We start from the raw sequence: 2,331 nt of genomic DNA, 5'->3' as shown, positions 1-2,331 counted from the left end.
CCCGGCGAGCCGCACGGCGTCTCCGCCGGTGCCGCCCCCGAGGTCGACGATGCGCAGCGTGCCCCCGACCACGAGGACGTCGGTGCGGTCGGGCAGCGCGGCGGTCATGGTCGGATTCTTCCAGAGGGGCGGTCGGTGGTTGGATGAAGCCCGTGACAGCCCAGGACTCGCGCGTCCGGTACGCGCTGCGGACCCGCACCCACTTCGACGTCGTCCTCGCCCTGTTCTGCGTGGTGCTCGTCGTCTCCAACATCGTCGCCACCAAGGGCATCGAGATCGGCTCGGGGTCCTGGACCCTGGGCTCGCTCCAGCTGTGGCCGGTCATCACCGACGGGGGCGCGTTCCTGTTCCCGCTCGCGTACGTCCTGGGCGACGTCGTCAGCGAGGTCTACGGCTTCCGGGCCGCCCGTCGCGCGGTGGTCGTGGGCTTCGGCGCGTCCATCGTCGCGGCGCTGACGTTCGTCGCCGTGGAGCACGCCCCGGCCGCCTCGTTCTACGAGAACCAGGGCGCGTTCGAGGCGGTGCTCGGGCAGGTGCCGCAGATCCTGCTGGCGTCCATGGCCGGGTACGTCGTGGGCCAGCTGACGAACTCGTACGTGCTCGTGCGGATGAAGGAGCGCACCGCCGAGCGCGGGCTGGTGGCGCGCCTGGCCACGTCCACCGGGGTCGGCGAGGCGGCCGACACGCTCATCTTCTGCGCCATCGCCGCGTCCGCCATCGGCATCACGACGATGGGCCAGTTCTGGAACTACGCGATCGTCGGCTTCGTCTACAAGGCGCTCGTCGAGCTCCTCGTCATGCCGGTCACCGTCGCCGTCATCGCCTGGCTGAAGAAGCGCGAGCCGAGCTACTGGGACGACGACGCGACCCCCGTCGCCTGATCGGCTCCGGCGTGGCGGGGCGGTGAGTGAGCGTCCACCGCAGCACCGCGGTGGACGCTCACTCACCGCCGACGACCCGCGGTGGACGCCAGGTCACCGCTCCAGCCGGCTCAGCGGGCGTAGTAGCGCGCGAGGACGTCGGCCTTGAGGTCGGCGTACGTCCCGTCCTCGATCGCCGCCCGGATGTCGTCCACCAGCCGCACCGTGAACCGCTCGTTGTGGATCGACGCGAGCGTGGCCGACAGGTACTCCTTGGCCTTGTACAGGTGGTGCAGGTACGCCTTGGTGTAGTGCGTGCAGGTGTAGCAGTCGCACGACGCGTCGATCGGCGTGAAGTCGCGCTTGAACCGGGCCTGCAGCAGGTTGAACCGGCCGTCGCGGGTGTAGACGCGCGAGCGGCGCGCCTCGCGGGTGGGGGAGACGCAGTCGAAGGTGTCGATCCCGGCCTCGACGGCGGCGAAGAAGTCGTCCGGCTCGCCGATGCCCAGCAGGTGGCGCGGCTTGTCCTCCTCGAGCTCGAGACGGCCCAGGACGTGATCTCGCCCAGCCGCTCCTTCTCGATCGCGCCGCCGATGCCGTAGCCGTCGAAGCCGAGCGTGCGCAGGTCGCGGGCCGCCTGACGGCGCAGGTCCTCGTGCTGCGCGCCCTGCACGACGCCGAACAGCGCCTGGTACGGCTTGCCGGCCCGGGCCTCGGTGAGCCGCTCGTGCTCGCGCACGCAGCGCTCGGCCCAGCGCTGCGTGCGGGCCAGCGACTCGACCTGGTAGTCGCGGCTGTTCATGAGCGTCGTCAGCTCGTCGAAGGCGAAGATCACGTCCGCGCCGAGCTGGTGCTGGATGCCCATCGACACCTCGGGCGTGAAGCGGTGCTTGCTGCCGTCCAGGTGGGAGCGGAACGTGACGCCGTCCTCGTCGACGTGGGCCAGGCGCTCCTTGCCCGGGGCGATGACGTCGTCGGCGGTGACCCGGGTGGAGTCCATCGAGAGCGTCTTCTGGAAGCCCGCGCCGAGGCTGAGCACCTGGAAGCCGCCGGAGTCGGTGAACGTCGGTCCGCGCCAGCCCATGAACGCGCCCAGGCCGCCGGCCTCGTCGACGACGTCCGGGCCGGGCTGCAGGTACAGGTGGTAGGCGTTGGCCAGCAGCGCCTGCGCGCCGAGCTCGGCCATCGACTCGGGGAGCACCGCCTTGACCGTCGCCTTCGTCCCCACGGGGATGAACGCGGGCGTGCGCACGTCGCCGTGCGGGGTGGTCAGGACGCCGTTGCGTCCGAGGGTCCCGGGGAGCTGCTTGCCGACGCTGAACACGCGCCCATCCTCCCCGACGTCAGTCGAGCACCGGCAGCCAGGACGTCGCCAGGACGAGCGCGCCCGCCGCGGCGGCGACGAGCAGGAGGTTCCAGACGGCGGCCGGGAGCGCGGGTCAGCCGGGCCAGGGCGTCGGCGTCGGAGGTG

1 protein-coding gene and 1 pseudogene are annotated in these 2,331 nt (G+C 71.6%); one reads left to right on the top strand and one right to left on the bottom strand.

Going from position 1 to position 2,331, the window contains the following annotated elements; genetic code table 11:
* Positions 1-143: 143 nt before the first annotated feature.
* On the top strand, positions 144-881 hold the full coding sequence (locus tag AC2W7G_RS13955; protein WP_485868967.1) for a queuosine precursor transporter: 738 nt from the start codon (positions 144-146) through the stop codon (positions 879-881).
* Between the two features lie 110 nt (positions 882-991).
* Here the strand turns inward: AC2W7G_RS13955 and tgt are convergent.
* Positions 992-2,184, bottom strand: a pseudogene (gene tgt / locus AC2W7G_RS13950) (tRNA guanosine(34) transglycosylase Tgt).
* Positions 2,185-2,331 lie beyond the last annotated feature (147 nt).

The sequence above is a fragment of the Aeromicrobium sp. PFPM2_SD2 genome (genome assembly GCF_057364525.1).
The sequence above is the reverse complement of the archived record's forward strand: the minus strand, read 5'-3'. Positions and strand labels throughout refer to the sequence as shown.